This window comes from Marinobacter persicus, assembly GCF_002934325.1.
GTDB lineage: Bacteria > Pseudomonadota > Gammaproteobacteria > Pseudomonadales > Oleiphilaceae > Marinobacter > Marinobacter persicus_A.
In genome coordinates this window covers 18,872-37,373 of record NZ_PTIV01000015.1, presented here as the reverse complement: position 1 = coordinate 37,373, position 18,502 = coordinate 18,872, and the positions used below count along the sequence as shown (strand labels likewise).

General features: G+C 59.2%; 14 protein-coding genes and 1 pseudogene. 5 read left to right on the top strand and 10 right to left on the bottom strand.

The window, feature by feature from the left end; translation table 11 throughout:
• Positions 1–237 precede the first annotated feature (237 nt).
• The 3 genes from BY454_RS09480 to BY454_RS09465 form a co-directional block, all read right to left on the bottom strand.
• Positions 238–648, bottom strand: coding sequence for a hypothetical protein (locus tag BY454_RS09480; RefSeq protein ID WP_104416294.1), 411 nt, complete (start codon positions 646–648; stop codon positions 238–240).
• A gap of 1,073 nt (positions 649–1,721) precedes the next feature.
• Positions 1,722–2,819 (bottom strand): hypothetical protein, encoded by a 1,098-nt coding sequence (locus BY454_RS09470; RefSeq protein WP_146082701.1) that lies wholly within the window; start codon positions 2,817–2,819, stop codon positions 1,722–1,724.
• Between the two features lie 2 nt (positions 2,820–2,821).
• Complete coding sequence (locus BY454_RS09465; RefSeq protein WP_104416291.1) at positions 2,822–3,322, bottom strand: hypothetical protein; 501 nt, start codon at positions 3,320–3,322, stop codon at positions 2,822–2,824.
• A gap of 869 nt (positions 3,323–4,191) precedes the next feature.
• On the opposite strand from BY454_RS09465, the pseudogene BY454_RS17185 reads away from it, so the two are divergent.
• A pseudogene (locus BY454_RS17185) lies at positions 4,192–4,290 on the top strand (PEP-CTERM sorting domain-containing protein); the annotation flags it as partial.
• A 162-nt stretch (positions 4,291–4,452) separates the two neighbouring features.
• Positions 4,453–4,911, top strand: a complete 459-nt coding sequence (locus BY454_RS09455) for a DUF2489 domain-containing protein (RefSeq protein WP_104416289.1) — start codon at positions 4,453–4,455, stop codon at positions 4,909–4,911.
• Positions 4,912–5,064: 153 nt separating this feature from the next.
• Here the strand turns inward: BY454_RS09455 and BY454_RS09450 are convergent, their stop codons facing one another.
• From BY454_RS09450 to BY454_RS09440, 3 genes are read right to left on the bottom strand one after another with little or no spacing between them, the layout of a single operon-like run.
• Positions 5,065–6,435, bottom strand: coding sequence for an aminoacyl-tRNA deacylase and HDOD domain-containing protein (locus tag BY454_RS09450; protein ID WP_104416288.1), 1,371 nt, complete (start codon positions 6,433–6,435; stop codon positions 5,065–5,067).
• 36 nt (positions 6,436–6,471) lie between these two features.
• A complete protein-coding gene (gene recG / locus BY454_RS09445) occupies positions 6,472–8,547 on the bottom strand; it encodes an ATP-dependent DNA helicase RecG (protein WP_104416287.1) in 2,076 nt (691 codons plus the stop codon).
• 7 nt (positions 8,548–8,554) lie between these two features.
• Complete coding sequence (locus BY454_RS09440; RefSeq protein WP_104416286.1) at positions 8,555–9,514, bottom strand: hydrogen peroxide-inducible genes activator; 960 nt, start codon at positions 9,512–9,514, stop codon at positions 8,555–8,557.
• Positions 9,515–9,590: 76 nt separating this feature from the next.
• Between BY454_RS09440 and BY454_RS09435 the strand changes: the two genes are divergently transcribed.
• Positions 9,591–10,460, top strand: coding sequence for an NAD-dependent epimerase/dehydratase family protein (locus BY454_RS09435; protein WP_104416285.1), 870 nt, complete (start codon positions 9,591–9,593; stop codon positions 10,458–10,460).
• Here BY454_RS09435 and BY454_RS09430 read toward each other — a convergent pair.
• The 4 genes from BY454_RS09430 to gmk all read right to left on the bottom strand — a co-directional run bounded on the left by BY454_RS09430 (position 10,453) and on the right by gmk (position 14,159).
• Positions 10,453–10,839: a RidA family protein gene (locus tag BY454_RS09430; protein ID WP_104416284.1), complete on the bottom strand. Its 387-nt coding sequence runs from the start codon at positions 10,837–10,839 to the stop codon at positions 10,453–10,455. The genes BY454_RS09435 and BY454_RS09430 overlap by 8 nt on opposite strands.
• A 71-nt stretch (positions 10,840–10,910) precedes the next feature.
• Positions 10,911–13,055 carry a RelA/SpoT family protein gene (locus BY454_RS09425; RefSeq protein WP_104416325.1) on the bottom strand — a complete coding sequence of 715 codons (2,145 nt, stop codon included), beginning with the start codon at positions 13,053–13,055 and terminating at the stop codon, positions 10,911–10,913.
• Between the two features lie 173 nt (positions 13,056–13,228).
• The gene (rpoZ, locus tag BY454_RS09420) at positions 13,229–13,441 is read right to left on the bottom strand and encodes a DNA-directed RNA polymerase subunit omega (protein ID WP_104425555.1); all 213 of its coding nucleotides are present in this window, start codon (positions 13,439–13,441) and stop codon (positions 13,229–13,231) included.
• Between the two features lie 85 nt (positions 13,442–13,526).
• On the bottom strand, positions 13,527–14,159 hold the full coding sequence (gmk, locus tag BY454_RS09415) for a guanylate kinase (RefSeq protein ID WP_104416282.1): 633 nt from the start codon (positions 14,157–14,159) through the stop codon (positions 13,527–13,529).
• A 509-nt stretch (positions 14,160–14,668) separates the two neighbouring features.
• Between gmk and BY454_RS09410 the strand changes: the two genes are divergently transcribed.
• Positions 14,669–15,727 (top strand): HlyD family secretion protein, encoded by a 1,059-nt coding sequence (locus BY454_RS09410; protein WP_091706434.1) that lies wholly within the window; start codon positions 14,669–14,671, stop codon positions 15,725–15,727.
• Positions 15,724–18,501 (top strand): ribosome-associated ATPase/putative transporter RbbA, encoded by a 2,778-nt coding sequence (gene rbbA / locus BY454_RS09405; RefSeq protein WP_104416281.1) that lies wholly within the window; start codon positions 15,724–15,726, stop codon positions 18,499–18,501. Before BY454_RS09410 ends, rbbA begins: the two co-directional genes overlap by 4 nt.
• Position 18,502 lies beyond the last annotated feature (1 nt).

Genomic DNA, 18,502 nt, shown 5'->3' with positions numbered 1-18,502 from the left:
CCAGGAGAGGGATGGAATAACGCCATGCAGGAGAAAGCGGAACATTGCAGACCTCTCCCTGTAATCACACCAGTGCGCAGGTGTCGCGCTCGCCAACACATCCTGTCGGCACTGCCCCCCCCGGTCGTTCTGGTCAGTGGACTCGATTCATCCGGGCTCAGTCAGGATTTTGAGGGGCGATCTCGCCAGTATACGTGCGAGATTTCGCACAAACCCGCCATACCGGCATAATCTCCTCTACTGACGCAGCTCCCTCAAGCTCTTGCGGTACCGAATACACGCCATTTCCATAAAGCCTTCATTTTGCCAAGTGGCATCCTTCTGGTACTCAGCCCGCCAGAACTCACACATCTTTTTATTGGTTTGTACTGCGCTGGCTGAAGTCGTTGGCTTTGAGCGTTCTGTTTCCGGCGGCTGATCAGGCTCTGTTGCCGGGGTCGGCGTTCTCTCTACAACACCAAACTGGGGTGAACCGTCACCGCCGGTAACAGAAGACATCTCTTCCCGGAATTGCTCGAAGTGGCTTTTTAATGACGCCATTTGGTGATCAAGGTAAGCCGACCAGATAGCCAGGGTAACCAACGAGATGATTACCCAGGCGGTAAGGATAGCGGCTAGGACTGCCGAATACATTTTCAACCAAGACATTCTTCATTCCCTTGAATCAGTATTAGAAAGCTTAATAGACAGCCCGCATCATTAGTGTCTCAACACAAAACCCAGAAGCACACCTAAATTTTGGTATGCACGAGAGAAAAAACGGTCGCCCCGGTTTCCAGCGACTACCCGTTTTACAGGGCTCACCGACAATTCAAGTCTTTTTCCATTGATTTTCCTTGCCCGGAACACCTGGGCAATAGTTCCTCTCTTATTCACAGAACACAATATCCTGTTATCCTCTCAGAGCGTCACCACAATATGTGATACCAAGACGTAAACCGAAAACGATGAAGAGGAAAAGACATGTCTGCATACATTGTGACATACGACCTGAACTCACCAGGGCAAAACTACGAGCCCCTGCACTCGGCAATTAAGTCATGCGGTAATTGGTGGCATTACCTGGACTCTACATGGCTAGTATCAACGACGCTATCGGCTAAGGAAGTAACTCAAAGGCTACTCCCAAAGATAGACAAAAACGACAACCTGCTCGTAATCGGAGCGACAGATGAGTACGCAGGATGGCTACCAAAAAAGGCCTGGCAGTGGATTCATGAAAACTTAAACGTCTACGTCTATTAGGAGAAAGCTAACATGGCGATGACAAAGAAAGGCAAAAAGAAGGTACATGTGCCATCACATGAAAGAAAAGGGAAGAACGGTAAAAGGACGAAAGTCCGAGAGCACTACCGTTCAACCCCAGATTAAAGCAACCAATTAAGGATACTTTGTCACCGGGCCGCCACCCGGTGACAAGTATTTAGGACTTTTAGGCTGCAATTATCAAGAGTTTCTACCGTTAAATTTCTCGGGGAAGCCACTTCGCAATCAGGCGCCTGCCCAAAGGTGTCAACAACGCGTCAACAGGCGCGCGGTTATCTGTGGTTTACTGTGCACCTAAGAATTCCCAAGCAATTGTTTTATGGGACGTTGTGAACCTGTGTGGTTTTACGATAACCCGCCGCAAGGCTCTCATAATCCTTTGGTCGCTGGTTCGAGTCCAGCTGGGCCCACCATTCCTGTTAGCGAGCACATCCCTACCTCGATCCAGCCTTCGGTCACTTCGTCGATTGAGCTGTAATCCGATCACCACCTCGAACAAACCGCACCACCACAAAACCAGCCACAAACACCATACTGACACTCAGCGCCACCAGGGCATCCCCACCAACCAAAAAACCCACACTGTAAGGCACCACTGCCACAAGCAGCGCACCCCAGAAGTAAGCCGGGCGCTTGCCCAGCAGCAGGTAGAGCGGGAACACGAGCCCATAGAAGAGCAGGAAGCCCTTGTAGAGCAGTTCGGTCATGGGCAGGTCCAGCCAGGGCACCCTGGCCGTTGTGCCGAGCCCCAGGAGCACAGAGAGGCCGACCAGGTAGGCGCCATAGGCCACCAGGCGGGAACGCCAGGGTTTGGGCTGATGGCGCTGGGCTTCTTTCAGGTGAACGGCGACGGTGAAGGCGGTTTGCATTACGATGAAGGCAATCACGGGCCAGAGCAGTGATACATCCAGTGAGCCCTTACCGGCTGCCATAGCCTGGAGACCGCCGCTATAGACGAACACGAATACCAGCAACGTGAGGAAGAACACGCCAAAGCCCAGGGTGAAGCTCAACCGGGGGTTGGGGCTACGTTCCAAGGCGCGGTGGAAGGTCAGGTCCAGGTAGGGTGACAGGCCGAAGCCCAGCACCAGGGGCAGGAGCGTGTGCCACCAGCCCGGTTGGGCGGTGATCGTTGCCATTGGGGGCTCGGCGATCAGGTAGCCGCCAAAGAAGGCCATGGACAGGATAAACAGGCCAACCGCTACCCAACCAATCACGCTGTCCGCTCGGTAGAACAGGCCCACGAGCATTAGCATGACCGGCAGCAGCCACCAGCCCACCAGCGCGCTGAGCCAGACCACGAAAAACAGCTGAAAGGCGATCGTGACGTGGGAAAACACCTGCAGCATCCGCCGGTGTCTGGCCAGGAACGTTGGCTGGCGGTTGCGGGTCATCACCCATCCGAAGGCGGCGGCGCCGATTACGTTGGCGAGGGTAAAGGCCGTCAGGGTGATCCATCCGTAGTCACGCAGCAGGAGCACGGGCAGGAAGGCGCCGATGCACCAGAGCCAGGAAGAAGCGAGGTAAAACGCCTGCTGCAGTGAGGCCGGCACGGTCAGCCTCCCACCGGCCATACTTTGAAACTGATATGGCCCGAGCCGATGCGCTTGCCGGTGGTGGACTTGGATTTGGCCCGATACAGTTTGATGGTCAAATCCATCATGAATTTGCCGCCAGCCGCGATTTTCTCTTCCAGCTCGTTTTCATCAAGCTCTACTTTGTAGATCACCGGGTCGGTACTTGGCAGCAGGAAGCGATAATCCAGGCGGGTGCACACCATGCGGTACTCGCCTTCGGTTCGCAGGAACAGATAGCAACCAGCCGCCAGCTCGCTGTTACCCAGAATGGCCGCACCTGCCTGGGTGCCATACCAGTTGGAATTGAAGCGTTTCTTGGGAAGGTAGGCGTAAAAATTCTTTGGGTCGTAGTTCACCTTCAGGCCACTGCGGGCGATGAAGGGCATAAAAATGACAGCGAGTAACCGATTGATGAACGGCTTCTTGATGCTGAGTTTGTTGAGCTTGATTTCCAGCTCAGGCGGTAACGCCACAGCCATGGATGCACCTTGTTACTGATAAAAAATAAAACGTGATTCGCGGTAGCATCCTGTGGAAGAAATGCAGACGTTCACCGCTGCAGCCCGTGAAATAACCGACCGACGACCCGCGCTATATTAGGGGGCTACCTCTCCGTGTCAAGGCCAGGGCCGCCCCGGGAGGTTCAAGCGTCCAGCTTTTTTACAAGCTCGAAACCCGCCCCAAAATAACGCTCCATTTATCAGCCACTTAAAAAGTGGCAGATTTTATGCAGCCTCCAAAACAGACACTGTCGCAAAAGGACCATCAGGCACCGAGCTGCAGTGGAGCCGGTTCACCGGAAAAGGACAATCTGGAGGTATTTATCATGAAACGCTTTATCTACATCGCAGCAGCGCTGGTTACCGGCCTGTTCGCACTCCCCGCCTCTGCGGGATTGATCTGGCATTCCTTTGAAGGCAACGACTGTGCTGGCTACTTCGGTGGCACAGGCGGCGAGGTATGCCAAGTTTTTGTAAACGACGAATCTGGAGAGCCCATCCAGATTTCACCACTCATTGCCAAGTACAACCCGAACGGGGATGTCGATGAATTTAACAGCGACTATACCAGTTTCGATGGCAGTGAAATCACCATCGACGGTGATGCAGTCGGCAGCTGGAGCTACATCATGGGTGAAGACGACCCGGGTGTCCGTTACTGGGCCGCCAAGGCAGGTAACGGGTTCAACCTGTTCTGGTACATCGACGACGCCAATGCCGATACCTGCTCAGGTAACACCTATACCCTGGCCTGCCTGAACCTGGCCGAGGTAGTGACCGAAGGCACCTGGTTTACCCCGGGTGAGAAGGAACTCTCACACATCGCTTTCTACGACAGTGAGCCTCCGACTTACGTTCCGGAGCCTGGCTCCATCGCCCTGCTCGGTCTGGGCATGCTCGGCCTGGGCCTGGCTCGCCGCCGTCGCGCCGCCATGGTTGCAGCCTGAGCACTGGCAACACACCGCCCCGGTACACGCCGGGGCGGTATCTAACTAGCCCAGCTATACTCCCCGCCAAGATTCTCTGTTGAAAGCCCCAACCGCAGATGTCAAAGTTCGCCATAGCTTTTTGGCCAACCCGCCCAGACTGACACAACGGAGACAGCAATCATGCCCAGAGGCCTTCAACTGGTGTTTATCGCCATCGCACTGGTGGTTATTGGCGTGCTTCTGGTCTATATCTGGCGGCAATCACGCCTGCTGTCGGAGCAGCGGCTGCGAGAGAAGAAAACCCAGGAGTTCCAGGCCCGGCGCCGGGACGAGATGGTGGAAAGCATCCGGGTGATCGCCATGGCGGTGGAAGCCGACCAGGTTGAATACTCCGAGGCCTGCCTGCGATTGAAAGGGCTACTGGAACACGTGGCGCCGGAGTTGCTGGAGAAGCCGCCGTTCCGGGTATTCCAGCAGGTCCATGACAAAATCAGCCACATGCCCACGCACCGGGCCAGGAAGAAAACGGACTCCGAAACCCTTACCCAGCTTGACCAGGAGCGGTATGAGGTGGAGCAGGAATTCGCTGAAGAAATCCGGGAGGCAGCCACAACTCTTCGGCATTATCGATTTGATTGACGTCGCGACTTTCTTTTTGCCAAATGTTGGCTATATTTCAATCAGGAGCTGTCTAGTATCTTTACAACCAGCTCCTGAGTTGTTTTCTCCTGACGAGTTTTTGATGACACTGCGATACGCGGGTGGACCTAACCGGCCTCAGGGCCGGTTTTTTTATGTCCCCTGATTCATCATGCCCGCTATCGCCATCACACTGTCCTTGCTTTGAACCAGGTCTTCGAAACGCTCGTCAACTTTCCCCCGGTTCAGGCCCAGCTCTTCGAACACCGCGTCCGGAATGGGCTCACCCGCCCCCAGGGCAATGCCTTTCTCTGTCAGCAACTGGCGCCCGAGCCACAGGGTACGGGCATAGGCATAGTGCTCGCCGTCGAAGGCCGGATTTTTTTGATAGCGGATGGCGGTGTTGACCTCCTCCGGCATGCCCCAGTTCTCCATTAGCTGGGCCGCGATCTGCTCCCGGGTGATGCCCAGAAGTTTGTGCTCAATCACGCTGGAATCGATGTTTGGGTTCACTTCCAACGACCGGCACACCAACCGGAAATGAGGAGGGAAAACCTGGGCCAACACCAGGTGCCCGAAGTTGTGCAGCAGCCCGGCGAGATAGGCCAGACCAAATACCGGGCGACGGGGCCCTTTCATCATGCCGGCCAGGATACCGGCGGATTGGGCCTGCCAGATAGCCTGCTGCCAGTAGTCCACATAACCATCCGGGTGGTCCGAAGGCTGGCGTAACGCGCGACCCAGTGCGAGCCCCATGGCGAGGTTCATGACCAGGTCAAAACCCAGCACCCGTGACACCGCATCGTAAACCGACCGGACCTGCCCGGCGGCGGCGTAGAACGAGGATGAAGCCCAACTGACCACCTGGGCGGCCAGACTGGGGTCGCTTTCAACAATGTCCACCAGATCGCCCATCACCGCGTTGGGGTTCACACGCAAATGAATGATGCGCTGCGCCGTTTCCGGCAGGGGTGGCAATTCCAGGGTATCTTCCAGGCGCTGCTGGATACGCAGGCCAGTGAAACGATTAATCGCGGAATGCAGCTGTTCCCGGTCGGCCTGGGGATTGCTCAGGTTTACCGAGATGGAGCCTGTATCCACCGCAAAGCTTTTCCGGATCGCTTTGCCTGTCAGCTCGGCAAAGTCCGCCGTTGGCATCACGGCCGCCAACTGCTGGTCCGCCAGCTCCAGGGCCACGTAATCCAGCTCATCCAACCGGGTGTCGATCACCGAAGGCCATCCTGTCAGGGACGGCATGGCCGGCAAATCGGTCAGCCCCACCCGCTGGCGTGTGCGTACCTGGTCGCCGATGGGCATCATGCGTAAATTTCGCCCCAGCTGTTTATTCAGGGCTTCCAGATCCAGCAGGTCATCTCGCCGGCAAATGGCTTGTAGCTTGCCTTCACCATCGCTTAACAGCACCATCCGCAATGCATGCTTTGGGTCAATCTGGCTAATGCTCCGCAGGGATACGGCCTTAGCCTTGTCTGCCAGGGATTCCTGTATGACAACCGGCAGCTGCATAGGATTACCTCAAGGTTTTGCGCTTACGCGACAGAATTATACGTCTCCATACCGAATATTCTCTCCCAGCCAACGGCGAATCAATGCTTCCACCGTTCGCGACTGAGCCATCAAGCCTGGCGCCATTTCCCTGACCGGCTCAATCCAGCCTTTGTCTCTCTCAAAATCCGCCAGCCGGAACTGCATCATTCCGGTTTGCCGGGTTCCCAATACCTCCCCCGGGCCACGAATCTCCAGATCCTTCTCCGCGATGAAAAAGCCATCCTGGCTGTCCCGCAAGGCCTGCAGTCTGGCCTTGCCATTACTTGATAGTGGCGGATGGTACAGCAGTACGCAATAACTGGCTTGTTCTCCCCGGCCAACCCGACCACGTAGCTGGTGCAACTGGGCCAGACCCAGGCGCTCCGGGTTTTCGATAATAATCAATGAGGCATTGGGCACATCCACACCCACCTCGATCACCGTCGTGGCAATCAGCAGGTCCAGCTCGCCGTTCTTGAAGGACTCCATCACCTCGGCCTTCTCAGCGGCTTTCAGCCTGCCATGCACGAGGCCGACTTTCAGATCCGGCAACCGGTCGGCCAGTTCCGCCGCCGTCACCTCCGCAGCCTGGCATTGCAGTGCCTCGGATTCTTCGATCAGGGTACAGACCCAATAGGCCTGGCGCCCCTCCCGGCAAGCCTGACGCACGCGATCAACGATTTTATCCCGGCGGCTGTCAGACACCACCACAGTTTCGATCGGTTTTCGTCCGGGAGGCAACTCATCAATCACTGAGGTGTCCAGATCGGCGTAGGCGCTCATGGCCAGGGTCCGGGGGATCGGCGTCGCAGTCATGATCAGCTGGTGGGGCGCCAGTGAGCCACCCACGCCTTTCTCCCGCAACGCCAGGCGCTGGTGAACCCCAAAGCGGTGTTGTTCATCAACAATCACCAAAGCCAGGCGCTGGAATTCGACATCATCCTGGAACAGGGCGTGGGTGCCAATCACTACCTGGGCCTCACCACTGGCCACTTCAGCAAGGGCCTCTTTGCGAGCCTTTCCCTTCACTTTACCCGATACCCACGCCAGCCGGATGCCCAGCGGCTCCAGCCAACCCCGGAAGTTCTGGTAATGCTGTTCGGCCAGGATTTCGGTGGGCGCCATCAATGCCACCTGGGCTCCCGCGCCAATGGCCTGCAAAGCCGCCAACGCGGCCACCACGGTTTTACCAGACCCCACGTCGCCCTGCACCAGACGCAGCATGGGCAAAGGCTGGCTAAGATCCTGGCGGATATCGCTCATCACATGGCGCTGGGCGCCGGTCAGCTGGAATGGCAGCTGATCCAGGAAACGATCGGCGAGATCTCCGGTCGGCAGTAGTGGAAGGGCTTCCCGGGCCTGTATCTGTTCTCGCACCTGCAGCAGGCTGAGTTGATGGGCCAGCAGTTCTTCCATCACCAGCCGTTGCTGCGCCGGATGACGTCCTTCCATCAACAGATGGACTGGAGCTCCCGCCTGGGGTGAATGCACCAGGCGAACCGCCTCGGTAATCGACGGCAACTGATAATCCGCCAGTAGCTCGGGCGGCAGCCAATCCTTGATGGGAAAGCGGTTCAGATAGCTCAGGGCCTGCTGGCAAAGGCTGCGAACCCGGGGTTGCTGGATGCCTTCGGTCAGGGGATAGACCGGTGTGAGCGTGGCCTGGTTGGCCGGAGGCATGGGCGGCGGGTTTACCTGATATTCCGGGTGATAGAACTCAAACCCCGCCCGGCCCGGACGAACCTCGCCGAAGCAGCGTACCCGGGCGCCTTCGCTTAACTGATTTTTCTGGCTGGCGTTGAAGTGAAAGAACCGGAGCACCAGAAAACCGCTGTCGTCCCTGAGGGTAACCTGCAGACTTCGGCGCCGGCCCATCACCAGGTCGGTTTTCATTACCTCGCCTTCGACCACCGCCACGTCGCCGATTCGCAGGCTGCCAATGGGCACCACGCGGGTGCGGTCCTCGTAACGGTACGGCAGGTGGAACAGCAGGTCCTGCACCGAGCGAATGCCCAGCTTTTCCAGCTTGCCGGCCAGGGCGCTACCTACGCCCTTGAGCTGGGTTACACAGATGTCCTCCAGCGACGTCATGGGGCGTTCAGGCGCTTTCGGCCGCCGCTGGGGTATCGTCCCTGGCTTTCTCGATCACCCGGCACTGACTGGCCGCCAGCGACAGCACATCGATGGCCTTGGGCCGCGGGAAGGTCACGCGCCAGGCCAGGGCCACGGTTCGGAAGGGAACCGGCGCAGCAAACGGCCTGACCGCCAGGATGTCTTCCTGGTATTTCATGGCGGTGGCGGCGGACAACGGCAATACCGTAATACCCAATCCCGAGGCCACCATGTGCCGGATGGTTTCCAGGGAGCTACCTTCGGTTACCAGCTCCGGTCGGCCAGCATCGGCCCGCTTGGTAATGGCCTCGACCAATGGCGGACAGCTTTCCAGCACCTGATCCCGGAAGCAGTGGCCCGGACCCAACAACAACAGCTGTTCCTTGGCCATTTCCTCGGGCGTCACCTGATCTTTTTTGGTCAGGGGATGGTCGGCCGGCAGCAGCACCACAAAAGGCTCGTCATAGAGCGGCAAGGTCACCACCTCCGGCTCATCAAAGGGCAGGGCCACAATAATGGCGTCCAGTTCCGAGTGACGAAGTTTCTGGCGCAGGTTGGCGGTGTAGTTCTCTTCGATATACAGCGGCATTTCCGGTGCCGCACGCCGCAATTCCGGCAACAGGTGCGGGAACAGGTAGGGGCCAATGGTGTAGATAGCACCGACCTTCAGCGGCGAATTCAGCTGGTTTTTGCCGTCCTGGGCCATATCCCGGATGACACCCACCTGATCCAGAACCCGTTGGGCCTGTTCAATAATGCGCTGGCCGGTTTCGGTGACGCGGATGCTGCTTTTGCTGCGCTCAAAGAGGGGAATGCCCAGCTCGTCTTCAAGCTTCTTAACCGCCACACTCAAGGTCGGCTGGCTGACATGACAGCGCTCTGCGGCGCGACCAAAATGCCTTTCCCGGGCAAGAGTAACAACGTATCGTAACTCGGTGAGAGTCATGGAAAGCTCCGGTCAACTGAAACGGACAATGTTTTCAAACACTTTATCAGCCAAAGCATAAGGATTGAAATTGTCTATGACAAGGACAGATCTGAACCAGCCCGCACAAATACTGGTGGCCGGCTGCGGCAAGCTGGGCGGGGCCATCGCCTCTGCCCTGACCGACAACGCCAAGGTCTACGGCTTGCGGCGAAACCCCGACAGGGTGCCAACTGGCGTGACCGGCATCGGAGCGGACCTGACCCAGCCCGAAACCCTTAAGGACAAGCTGCCGGAATCGCTGGATGTGGTGATCTACTGTCTCACGCCCTCCAGATATGACGAGCAGGGCTATCACCAGGCATACGTCACCGGTTTGCAGAATCTGCTGAAGGCGATTGGCAACAAACCACTGACGCGGCTGTTTTTTGTCAGCAGCACCAGTGTCTACGCCCAGGACGACGACAGCTGGGTGGACGAAACCAGCCCCGCGGAGCCGGACCGTTTCAGTGGCCAGCAGATCCTGCAGGGCGAGCAGACCGCCCTTAACAGCGGCCACCCGGCCACCGTCGTTCGTTTCAGCGGCATCTATGGCCCCACCCGTCAGCGCTTTCTGGAAGAAGTGCTTGAAGGCCGGATGAACCCGCAGCCTCCAGCCCCCTACAGCAACCGGATTCACGAACACGACGCCGCTCACGCTGTCGCCTGGCTGGCCCAACAGGCCCTGGCCGGTCATGCTATTGAGAATCTCTACATAGCCAGTGATTGCGAGCCGGTGCGACTGGATGACGTGGTGGACTGGGTTCGGCAGCAGGTGCCGTGCAAGGCACCGGTGGAAGGCGCGCGAAAAGGAGGGAGAGCCGGCAGCAAGCGCTGCAACAATCAGCGCCTGCTTAATAGCGGCTTTGAATTCCGGTACCCCGACTACAAGGCAGGGTACCTGGAGATGATCAGCAAGCTTAGCTGAGCACCATCACCGCTTCCATTTCCACCGGCACGTCCTTGGGCAGTGCCGCCACACCCACGGCGGCACGAGCCGGGTACGGTTCCTGGAAGTAGGTGGCCATGATCTCGTTGACCGTGCCGAAGTTGGCCAGGTCGGTCATGTAGATGTTCAGCTTGACGATGTCCTTGAGTTCACCGCCGGCGGCCTCACACACCGCTTTCAGGTTTTCGAATACCTGGCGGGTCTTGGCGGCAAAATCACCGGGCACCACTTCCATGGTTTCCGGGTCCAGCGGAATCTGGCCAGACAGGTACACGGTGTCTCCGGCCTTGACCGCCTGGGAGTAGGTGCCAATCGCCTGCGGCGCGTTTTCGGTCTGGATAACAGATTTGTTGGTCATGACCTTCAATTTCCTCTCTATCAAAACGGCAATGCTCGCCCTTAGGTGGCGCTACTGTCAACTGCCGCGAATCAGTGGCGCACCCGACCAATATGGGTAACCGCACGAATGTTGCGAACCCGGCGCATCACCCGCGCCAGATGGCGACGGCCGTTTACATGCACCACCAGGTTCACGATACCGAACTTGGCGTTCTGCTCCTCGACGCCAATCCGTTCAATATTGCCATCGGCCATGGCCACGGCGTTGGCCACTTCGGCAATCACGCCGCGCTGGCGTTCCAGCTCTACGCGCAGCTCCACGGAGAACTCATCAGTGATGTCCTTGGCCCATTTCAGGTGGGTCAGCCGTGCCCGCCCTTCGGAGTCTTCGGGCAGCTTGGAGCAGGTATCTGAGTGAATCACCATACCATTGCCGGAATCCATCACACCCACAATCGGGTCGCCCGGAATCGGTTTGCAGCAGGAGGCAAATTTCACCAGCAGACCTTCGGTTCCCCGAATGGTGACCGCACCGGATTTGCCCTCGCCGGTGTTTTCCAGGTTGGCCGGCGACTGGTCCATGCCTTCGGTGCCAGACACCAGTTGCCGGGCCACCAGATAGGCCATGCGGTTGCCCAGGCCAATGTCGCTGACCAGGTCATCGAAATTGTTCACCTGGTTGTGGTTAACCACCACCTGTTTCTGGGCATCACTGATATCACTCAGCCTGGCCCCAAAGCCTTTCAGGGAACGTTTGAGCAGCGTCCGCCCCAGTTCCAGGGATTCGGCCCGCTGACGGGTTTTCAGGGCATGGCGAATACTGCTGCGTGCCTTGCCGGTGACCACAAAACTCAACCAGGCAGGGTTGGGCCGGGCGCCTGGCGCGGTAATGACCTCCACCGTCTGGCCACTCTGTAACGGCTGACTGAGGGAGGCCAGGTTCCGGTTGATCCGACAGGCGACCGCCGCGTTGCCAATATCCGTGTGAATGGCGTAGGCAAAGTCCACCGGCGTGGCACCACTGGGCAATTCCATGATCCGGCCCTTGGGTGTGAACACGTAGATTTCGTCCGGGAACAGATCCACTTTCACATGCTCGATGAACTCCATGGAGTCATCAGCCCGTTCCTGAATTTCCATCAAGCCCTTCACCCAGCGGTCCACTCGTTTCTGGTTAACCGTGGTGACCCCGGAATCCTCATTCTTGTACATCCAGTGAGCCGCAATACCATTATTGGCGATGTGCTCCATCTCCTCGGTACGGATCTGGATTTCAATATTCACGTGCATGCCAAACAGCGTGGTGTGCAACGACTGGTAGCCGTTGGCCTTGGGCATGGCAATGTAATCTTTGAAGCGCCCCGGCAGAGGTTTGTAGAGACTGTGGACGGCGCCGAGAATGCGATAACAGTCGTCTTCGGTCTCGGTAATGATGCGGAAGGCGTAAACATCCATGATCTCATGGAAGGATTTGTGCTTGAACTTCATCTTGTTGTAGATGGAATTCAGGTGCTTCTCCCGCCCCATGATCTTGCCGGGCAGCCCCCGCTCCTCGAGCTTTTCCTCCAGCTTGCCACGGATGTCATCGATGATTTCCCGGTGACTGCCCCGCAACTTATCCACGGCCTTGGCTATGTACTTCGAGCGCATCGGATAGAGCGCGGAAAAGCCCAGGTCCTCAAGCTCGGTACAGACCGCATGCATACCCAACCGGTTGGCGATGGGGGCGTAGATATCGAGGGTTTCGGTGGCAATGCGCAAGCGCTTTTCGTAGGGCATAGGGCCCAGAGTGCGCATGTTGTGTAGTCGGTCCGCCAGCTTGACCAGAATCACGCGGATATCCCGGGCCATGGCCAGGGTCATTTTCTGGAAGTTCTCGGCCTGGGCTTCGGCGCGGGTGCGGAATTCAATCTGGGTAAGCTTGGAGACACCGTCCACCAGTTCGGCCACGTCGTCACCAAACTGCTCGGCCAGGGCATCCTTGGGGATGCCGGTGTCTTCAATCACGTCGTGGAGCATCGCGGCCATCAGGCTCTGATGGTCCAGCTTCAGGTTGGCGAGGATTCCGGCAACGGCCAGCGGGTGGGTAATATAGCGGTCCCCACTCTTGCGCATTTGGCCTTCGTGGGCTTGCTCGGCGTAATAGTACGCCCTCCGTACCTGATTGATACGGTTGTTATCCAGATAAGAACCCAACACTGAGGTCAGGTCTTCTACCGTCGCCTCTCTCGACACCGCGCCTCCACCAAATCTCTGAACGCTGGAACGAAAAAAGCCCGAATGCATGCATCCGGGCTTTCCGTGTCCTTCCAGCAGGTTGCTATAGAGTACACTATAAACTGCGGAGGCAGATTTCAATGCCTTCGACGTGCCTGCACCCGCTTTAGGCCAGGCCAGCAGGCAAAGACTCAGTCTTCTTCCTGCTCCTTGAGCAGATCACGGGTGACCTTGCCTTCTGCAATTTCACGCAACGCGATAACCGTTGGCTTATCATTCTCTTCCGGCACCATAGGGTCAGCACCCTTGGTGGCGATCTGGCGCGCGCGCTTGGTTGCCAGCATGACCAGCTGGAAGCGGTTATCTACGTTTTCCAGACAATCTTCAACGGTAACTCGTGCCATTATGTTCCCCGAAAATAACAAATACTGGTGAAAGACCGCGTAGTGTACTGCCCACGGCTCATTTTGTATACAGAAAAAAACGCCATCACCGACGACCGGAAAGCTCCGCCAGCAGGCCCTCGTGGCGCACCCGCTGGTTGGCCATACTCAGGCGCTGGGTGCGAACAATACAGAGCAACTCTGACAGGGCCTGCTCGAAATCGTCATTGACCACAAGATAGTCAAATTCGATGGCATGACGGCATTCCTCTTCCGCTTCGGCCAGACGGCGCTCAATAACCTCTGGCGCGTCGGTGCCCCGGCCCACCAGGCGCTCACGCAGGATCTGCTCCGACGGTGGCACAATGAAAATGCCCACACACTCGGGAATCAACCGCCGCACCTGCTCGGCACCCTGCCAATCGATCTCCAGGATCACATCCTGGCCCTTGGCCAGGGTTTCCCGCACCCACACCTGGGAGGTGCCGTAGTAGTTGCCGAAAACATCCGCGTGTTCGAGGAAGTCCCCCCGGGCAATCATCGCCTCGAATTCACCCCGGTCGACAAAGTGGTAATTCACACCGTCCTGTTCACCCTCGCGCATGGGCCGGGTGGTATGGGAGATGGAAACCCCCAAGCGGGCATCCTGGCGCAGCATTTCGGCGACCAGACTGGTCTTGCCCGCCCCGGATGGTGCAGAAATTACATACAGGGTGCCCTGCTCACCGGCATGATTCATGGCTTACTCTTCCCGATCACCTAAATAGAAACGTGTTACGGGGCCAACACCCCTCAGAAAACGCGCGATTATACGGGGTTTGACCGGCATCCGCACCTCGGGGCGCAGGCTACCGCTCCCCTCCGATAAAACCACGAGTTCGGGAGGATCACTCCAGGTTTTGCACCTGCTCGACGAATAAAAATTAAAAAGCATTTATAAACATTTACTTGGTGTATTTTTCACAGCCATCGCCGCTCAATACTACCCATTTTACTACCCATGGATAGAAACTCTATCTCTGAGCAGTCCGCGTAGTTACTACCCATGATTATAAACTGGGATAATAGGGAAACAGGGAATCTCGCCCGGAGATTTGTTAAAATGATGTGGGTCAGCCTAATTGCTGTGATTCGTGCGTAAGGTATAGCTTAAGATGTGGGTCTACAAAGATCGCGCTCAGCCTGAATTCAATGGTCAAGAATGAGTGAGCCAACTGGCGTGGAGCAATCCAAGACGTGAAAAAATTCATGAAAGCAGGTATTCGAGGCGTCGCCGCTGCGATTGTCATTGCGCTGGGCGTTTGGGCTTGGTGGCATTTTCAACCGCAGGACTTGCCCGACGGATTCGCCGCCGGAAACGGCCGGATCGAGGCGGTCGAGATCGATATCGCGGCCAGGACCGCAGGCCGTATTCGGGAGATCCTGGTCAACGAGGGCGACTTCGTCCGCGCCGGCCAGGTCTTGGCGAAAATGGACACGGCCGTCCTGGAGGCGCAGCTCCGGGAGGCCGAGGCGCAGTTGCAACGGGCGCTCATCGGCATCGAGACCGCGCAAAGCCTGGTGACCCAGCGCGAGGCCGAGAAGCAGGCCGCCGAGGCGTTTATAGCCCAGAGGAAGGCCGAGCTCGACGCCGCGCAAAAACGGCTTGCCCGCACCCGGGAGCTCGCCTCAAAAAATGCCGCCTCCGAGGCGCAGCTCGATGACGACCGTGCCGCGGCCGCGGCGGCGAAGGCTGCGGTCGGTGCCGCGGAGGCGCAGGCGGCGGCCGCGCAAGCCGCCATAGGGCGGGCCAGGTCGGATGTCATTGCTGCGGAGGCCTCGGTAGAGGCGGCGCGGGCCACCCTCCAGCGCATTCAGGCGGATATCGACGACAGCGTACTGAAATCGCCGCGTGACGGGCGTGTCCAGTACCGCGTCGCCCAGCCTGGCGAAGTCCTCTCCCCGGGCGGCGTGGTACTGAACATGGTCGATCTCACCGATGTGTACATGACATTCTTCCTGCCGACGGAACAGGCCGGGCGGATCGCACTCGGGGCCGAGGCGCGGCTCGTGCTCGACGCCGCCCCGCAATACGTGATCCCGACCGAAATCTCCTTCGTCGCGGACGTCGCGCAGTTCACACCCAAGACGGTGGAGACGCAAGAAGAGCGCCAGAAGCTGATGTTCCGCATCAAGGCGCGGATCGCCCCGGACCTGCTCAGGGAGCACCTCCTCCAGGTCAAGACCGGCCTGCCGGGCATGGCCTATGTGCAGCTCGACCCGCGGGTGGATTGGCCGCCTGAACTGCAGACGAGACTGCCGCAGTGAGCCGTGATGTGCATGCACAGATCGAGGATGGCGGGGGCGCGCCGGTTGCCCGCCTGCGGGATGTGTCCCTGCGCTACGGCAAGGTGCGTGCGCTCGACGAGGTTACCATCGATATCCCGGCGGGCTGCATGGCCGGGCTGATCGGCCCGGACGGGGTCGGCAAGTCGAGCCTGCTGGCGCTGGTCGCCGGCGCCCGCGCGGTCCAGACGGGACAGGTCGCGGTGCTCGGCGGCGACATGGCTGATGCGCACCATCGCCGCGGAGTCGGCCCGCGCATCGCCTACATGCCGCAGGGCCTGGGGCGGAACCTCTATCCGACACTCACGGTGTCCGAGAACCTCGACTTCTTCGGGCGCCTGTTTGGGCATGACGGCGGCGAACGGGCGCGCCGCATTGATGCGCTGACCGGGGCCACAGGGCTCAGGCCGTTTCTCGATCGGGCGGCGGGCAAGCTATCCGGCGGGATGAAGCAGAAGCTCGGCCTCTGCTGCGCGCTGATCCACGACCCGGACCTGCTCATCCTCGACGAGCCGACCACCGGTGTCGACCCCCTCTCACGACGCCAGTTCTGGGAGTTGATCGCCGGCATCCGTCGTTCCCGGCCCGGCATGAGTGTGCTGGTGGCCACCGCCTATATGGAGGAGGCGGCACGTTTCGACTGGCTCGCGGCGATGGACGATGGGCGGGTGCTGGCCAGCGACACGCCCGAAGGCCTGCTGCACAGCACGGGAGCGGAGTCGCTGGAGGCAGCCTTCATCCGGCTGCTGCCGGAAGACAAGCGCCGGGATTATCGGGCCGTTGAGATTCCGCCGCGGCCGGAAGACGATGGCGATACCGCGATCGAGGTCCGGGATCTGACCATGCGCTTCGGCGAGTTCACTGCGGTCGATCATGTGAACCTGCGTGTCCCACGGGGTGAGATCTTCGGTTTTCTCGGCTCCAACGGCTGCGGCAAGACCACGACCATGAAGATGCTGACCGGCCTTCTGCCGCCGAGTGAAGGCCGGGCCTGGCTGTTCGGACACGAGGTGGACCCGCACGACCTCGCGACCCGTCGCCGCGTCGGCTACATGTCGCAGTCCTTCTCGCTGTATACCGAGCTGACGGTGCGTCAGAACCTGGAGCTGCACGCCCGGCTGTTCCACGTGCCCGCCGCCGAGATTCCAGGGCGGGCGGACGAGATGGTCGAGCGATTCGATCTGGCCACGGTGATCGACACCCTGCCGGACAAGCTGCCACTGGGCATTCGCCAGCGCCTGTCGCTGGCGGTGGCCATGATCCACAAGCCCGAGATGCTGATCCTCGACGAGCCTACCTCAGGTGTCGACCCGGTGGCGCGCGACGCTTTCTGGCGCAGGCTGGTCGAGCTGTCGCGCCGTGACGGGGTGACCATCTTCATCTCCACCCACTTCATGAACGAGGCTGAGCGCTGCGACCGCATCTCGCTGATGCATGCGGGCCGGGTGCTGGTTACCGATACGCCGGCGAATATCGTACAGCAGCGGGGCGCAGAGACCCTGGAAGAGGCATTCGTCGCGCATCTGGAGGAGGCGTCGGGGGAGGGCGAAGCGGGAGAGGAGCAAACAGCGTCGCTCGATACGGTTAACGCGTCGGGAGGTCATCGCGAACCTCAGGGCTGGCGGCGCATGTTCGATCCCCGGCGCATGATCAGCCACGCCCGGCGTGAAGGGTTGGAGCTGCGCCGCGATCCCATCCGGCTAACGCTGGCGCTGCTCGGCAGCGTCATCCTCATGTTCGTGATGGGCTATGGGATCAGCCTCGATGTTGAGGATCTCACCTTTGCGGTGCTGGATCGCGACCAGACCACCGTCAGCCGCGACTATACGCTCAACCTCAGCGGCTCCCGGTACTTCGTCGAGCGGCCGCCGATCACCGATTATGCCGATCTTGACCGGCGAATGCGCGAAGGCGACATCAGTCTGGCGATCGAGATCCCGCCGGGCTTCGCGCGCGACATCGCCCGGGGCCGGCGGGTCGAGATCGGCGCCTGGATCGACGGCGCCATGCCGACACGGGGCGAGACCGTCCGCGGCTATGTGCAGGGAATTCACGCCCACTGGCTGGCGACCAGGGCGCGCGAGGCCGGCTACGGCGAGGCTGTGGCGGGGCTCGTCAATATCGAGACCCGGTTCCGCTATAACCCGGACGTCAAGAGCCTGGTGGCGATGGTACCGGCGGTGATCCCGCTGCTGCTCATGCTGATCCCGGCCATGCTTGCGGCGCTCAGCGTGGTGCGCGAGAAGGAACTCGGCTCGATCACCAACTTCTACGTCACGCCGACCACGCGGCTCGAATTTCTGATCGGCAAGCAGTTCCCTTACGTGGTCCTGTCCTTCCTGAGCTTTCTGCTGCTCACGCTGCTGGCGGTGACCGTCTTCGGCGTGCCGCTGAAGGGCAGCTTCCTGACGCTGGCGGCGGGTGCGCTGCTCTATGTTGGTGCCGCCACGGCCGTGGGGCTGCTGATCTCCACCTTCATGCGCAGCCAGATTGCGGCGATCTTCGGCACGGCGGTGCTCACCATCCTGCCGGCGGCGAATTTCTCCGGCATGATCGACCCGGTCTCGTCCCTGGAAGGGGTGGGCCGGCTGATCGGCGAGATCTACCCGACCACGCATTTCCTGACGATCGCGCGCGGCACCTTCTCGAAGGCCCTCAACTTCTCTGACCTTCATGCCGCCTTTCTCCCGCTGGCGCTGGCCTTACCGGTCCTGATCGGGCTGTCCGCCGCGCTGCTCAAAAAACAGGAGCGATAGT

Excerpts from the sequence above, each read along its gene's own strand:
- BY454_RS09450 (WP_104416288.1), bottom strand. The coding sequence starts at position 6,435 with ATGCAGCTGCCGGTTGTCATACAGGAATCCCTGGCAGACAAGGCTAAG.
- gmk (WP_104416282.1), bottom strand. The coding sequence starts at position 14,159 with ATGAATCATGCCGGTGAGCAGGGCACCCTGTATGTAATTTCTGCACCA.
- BY454_RS09430 (WP_104416284.1), bottom strand. The coding sequence starts at position 10,839 with ATGACCAACAAATCTGTTATCCAGACCGAAAACGCGCCGCAGGCGATT.
- BY454_RS09455 (WP_104416289.1), top strand. The coding sequence starts at position 4,453 with ATGCCCAGAGGCCTTCAACTGGTGTTTATCGCCATCGCACTGGTGGTT.
- rpoZ (WP_104425555.1), bottom strand. The coding sequence starts at position 13,441 with ATGGCACGAGTTACCGTTGAAGATTGTCTGGAAAACGTAGATAACCGC.
- BY454_RS09410 (WP_091706434.1), top strand. The coding sequence starts at position 14,669 with ATGAAAGCAGGTATTCGAGGCGTCGCCGCTGCGATTGTCATTGCGCTG.
- BY454_RS09465 (WP_104416291.1), bottom strand. The coding sequence starts at position 3,322 with ATGGCTGTGGCGTTACCGCCTGAGCTGGAAATCAAGCTCAACAAACTC.
- BY454_RS09435 (WP_104416285.1), top strand. The coding sequence starts at position 9,591 with ATGACAAGGACAGATCTGAACCAGCCCGCACAAATACTGGTGGCCGGC.
- BY454_RS09480 (WP_104416294.1), bottom strand. The coding sequence starts at position 648 with ATGTCTTGGTTGAAAATGTATTCGGCAGTCCTAGCCGCTATCCTTACC.
- recG (WP_104416287.1), bottom strand. The coding sequence starts at position 8,547 with ATGACGTCGCTGGAGGACATCTGTGTAACCCAGCTCAAGGGCGTAGGT.
- BY454_RS09440 (WP_104416286.1), bottom strand. The coding sequence starts at position 9,514 with ATGACTCTCACCGAGTTACGATACGTTGTTACTCTTGCCCGGGAAAGG.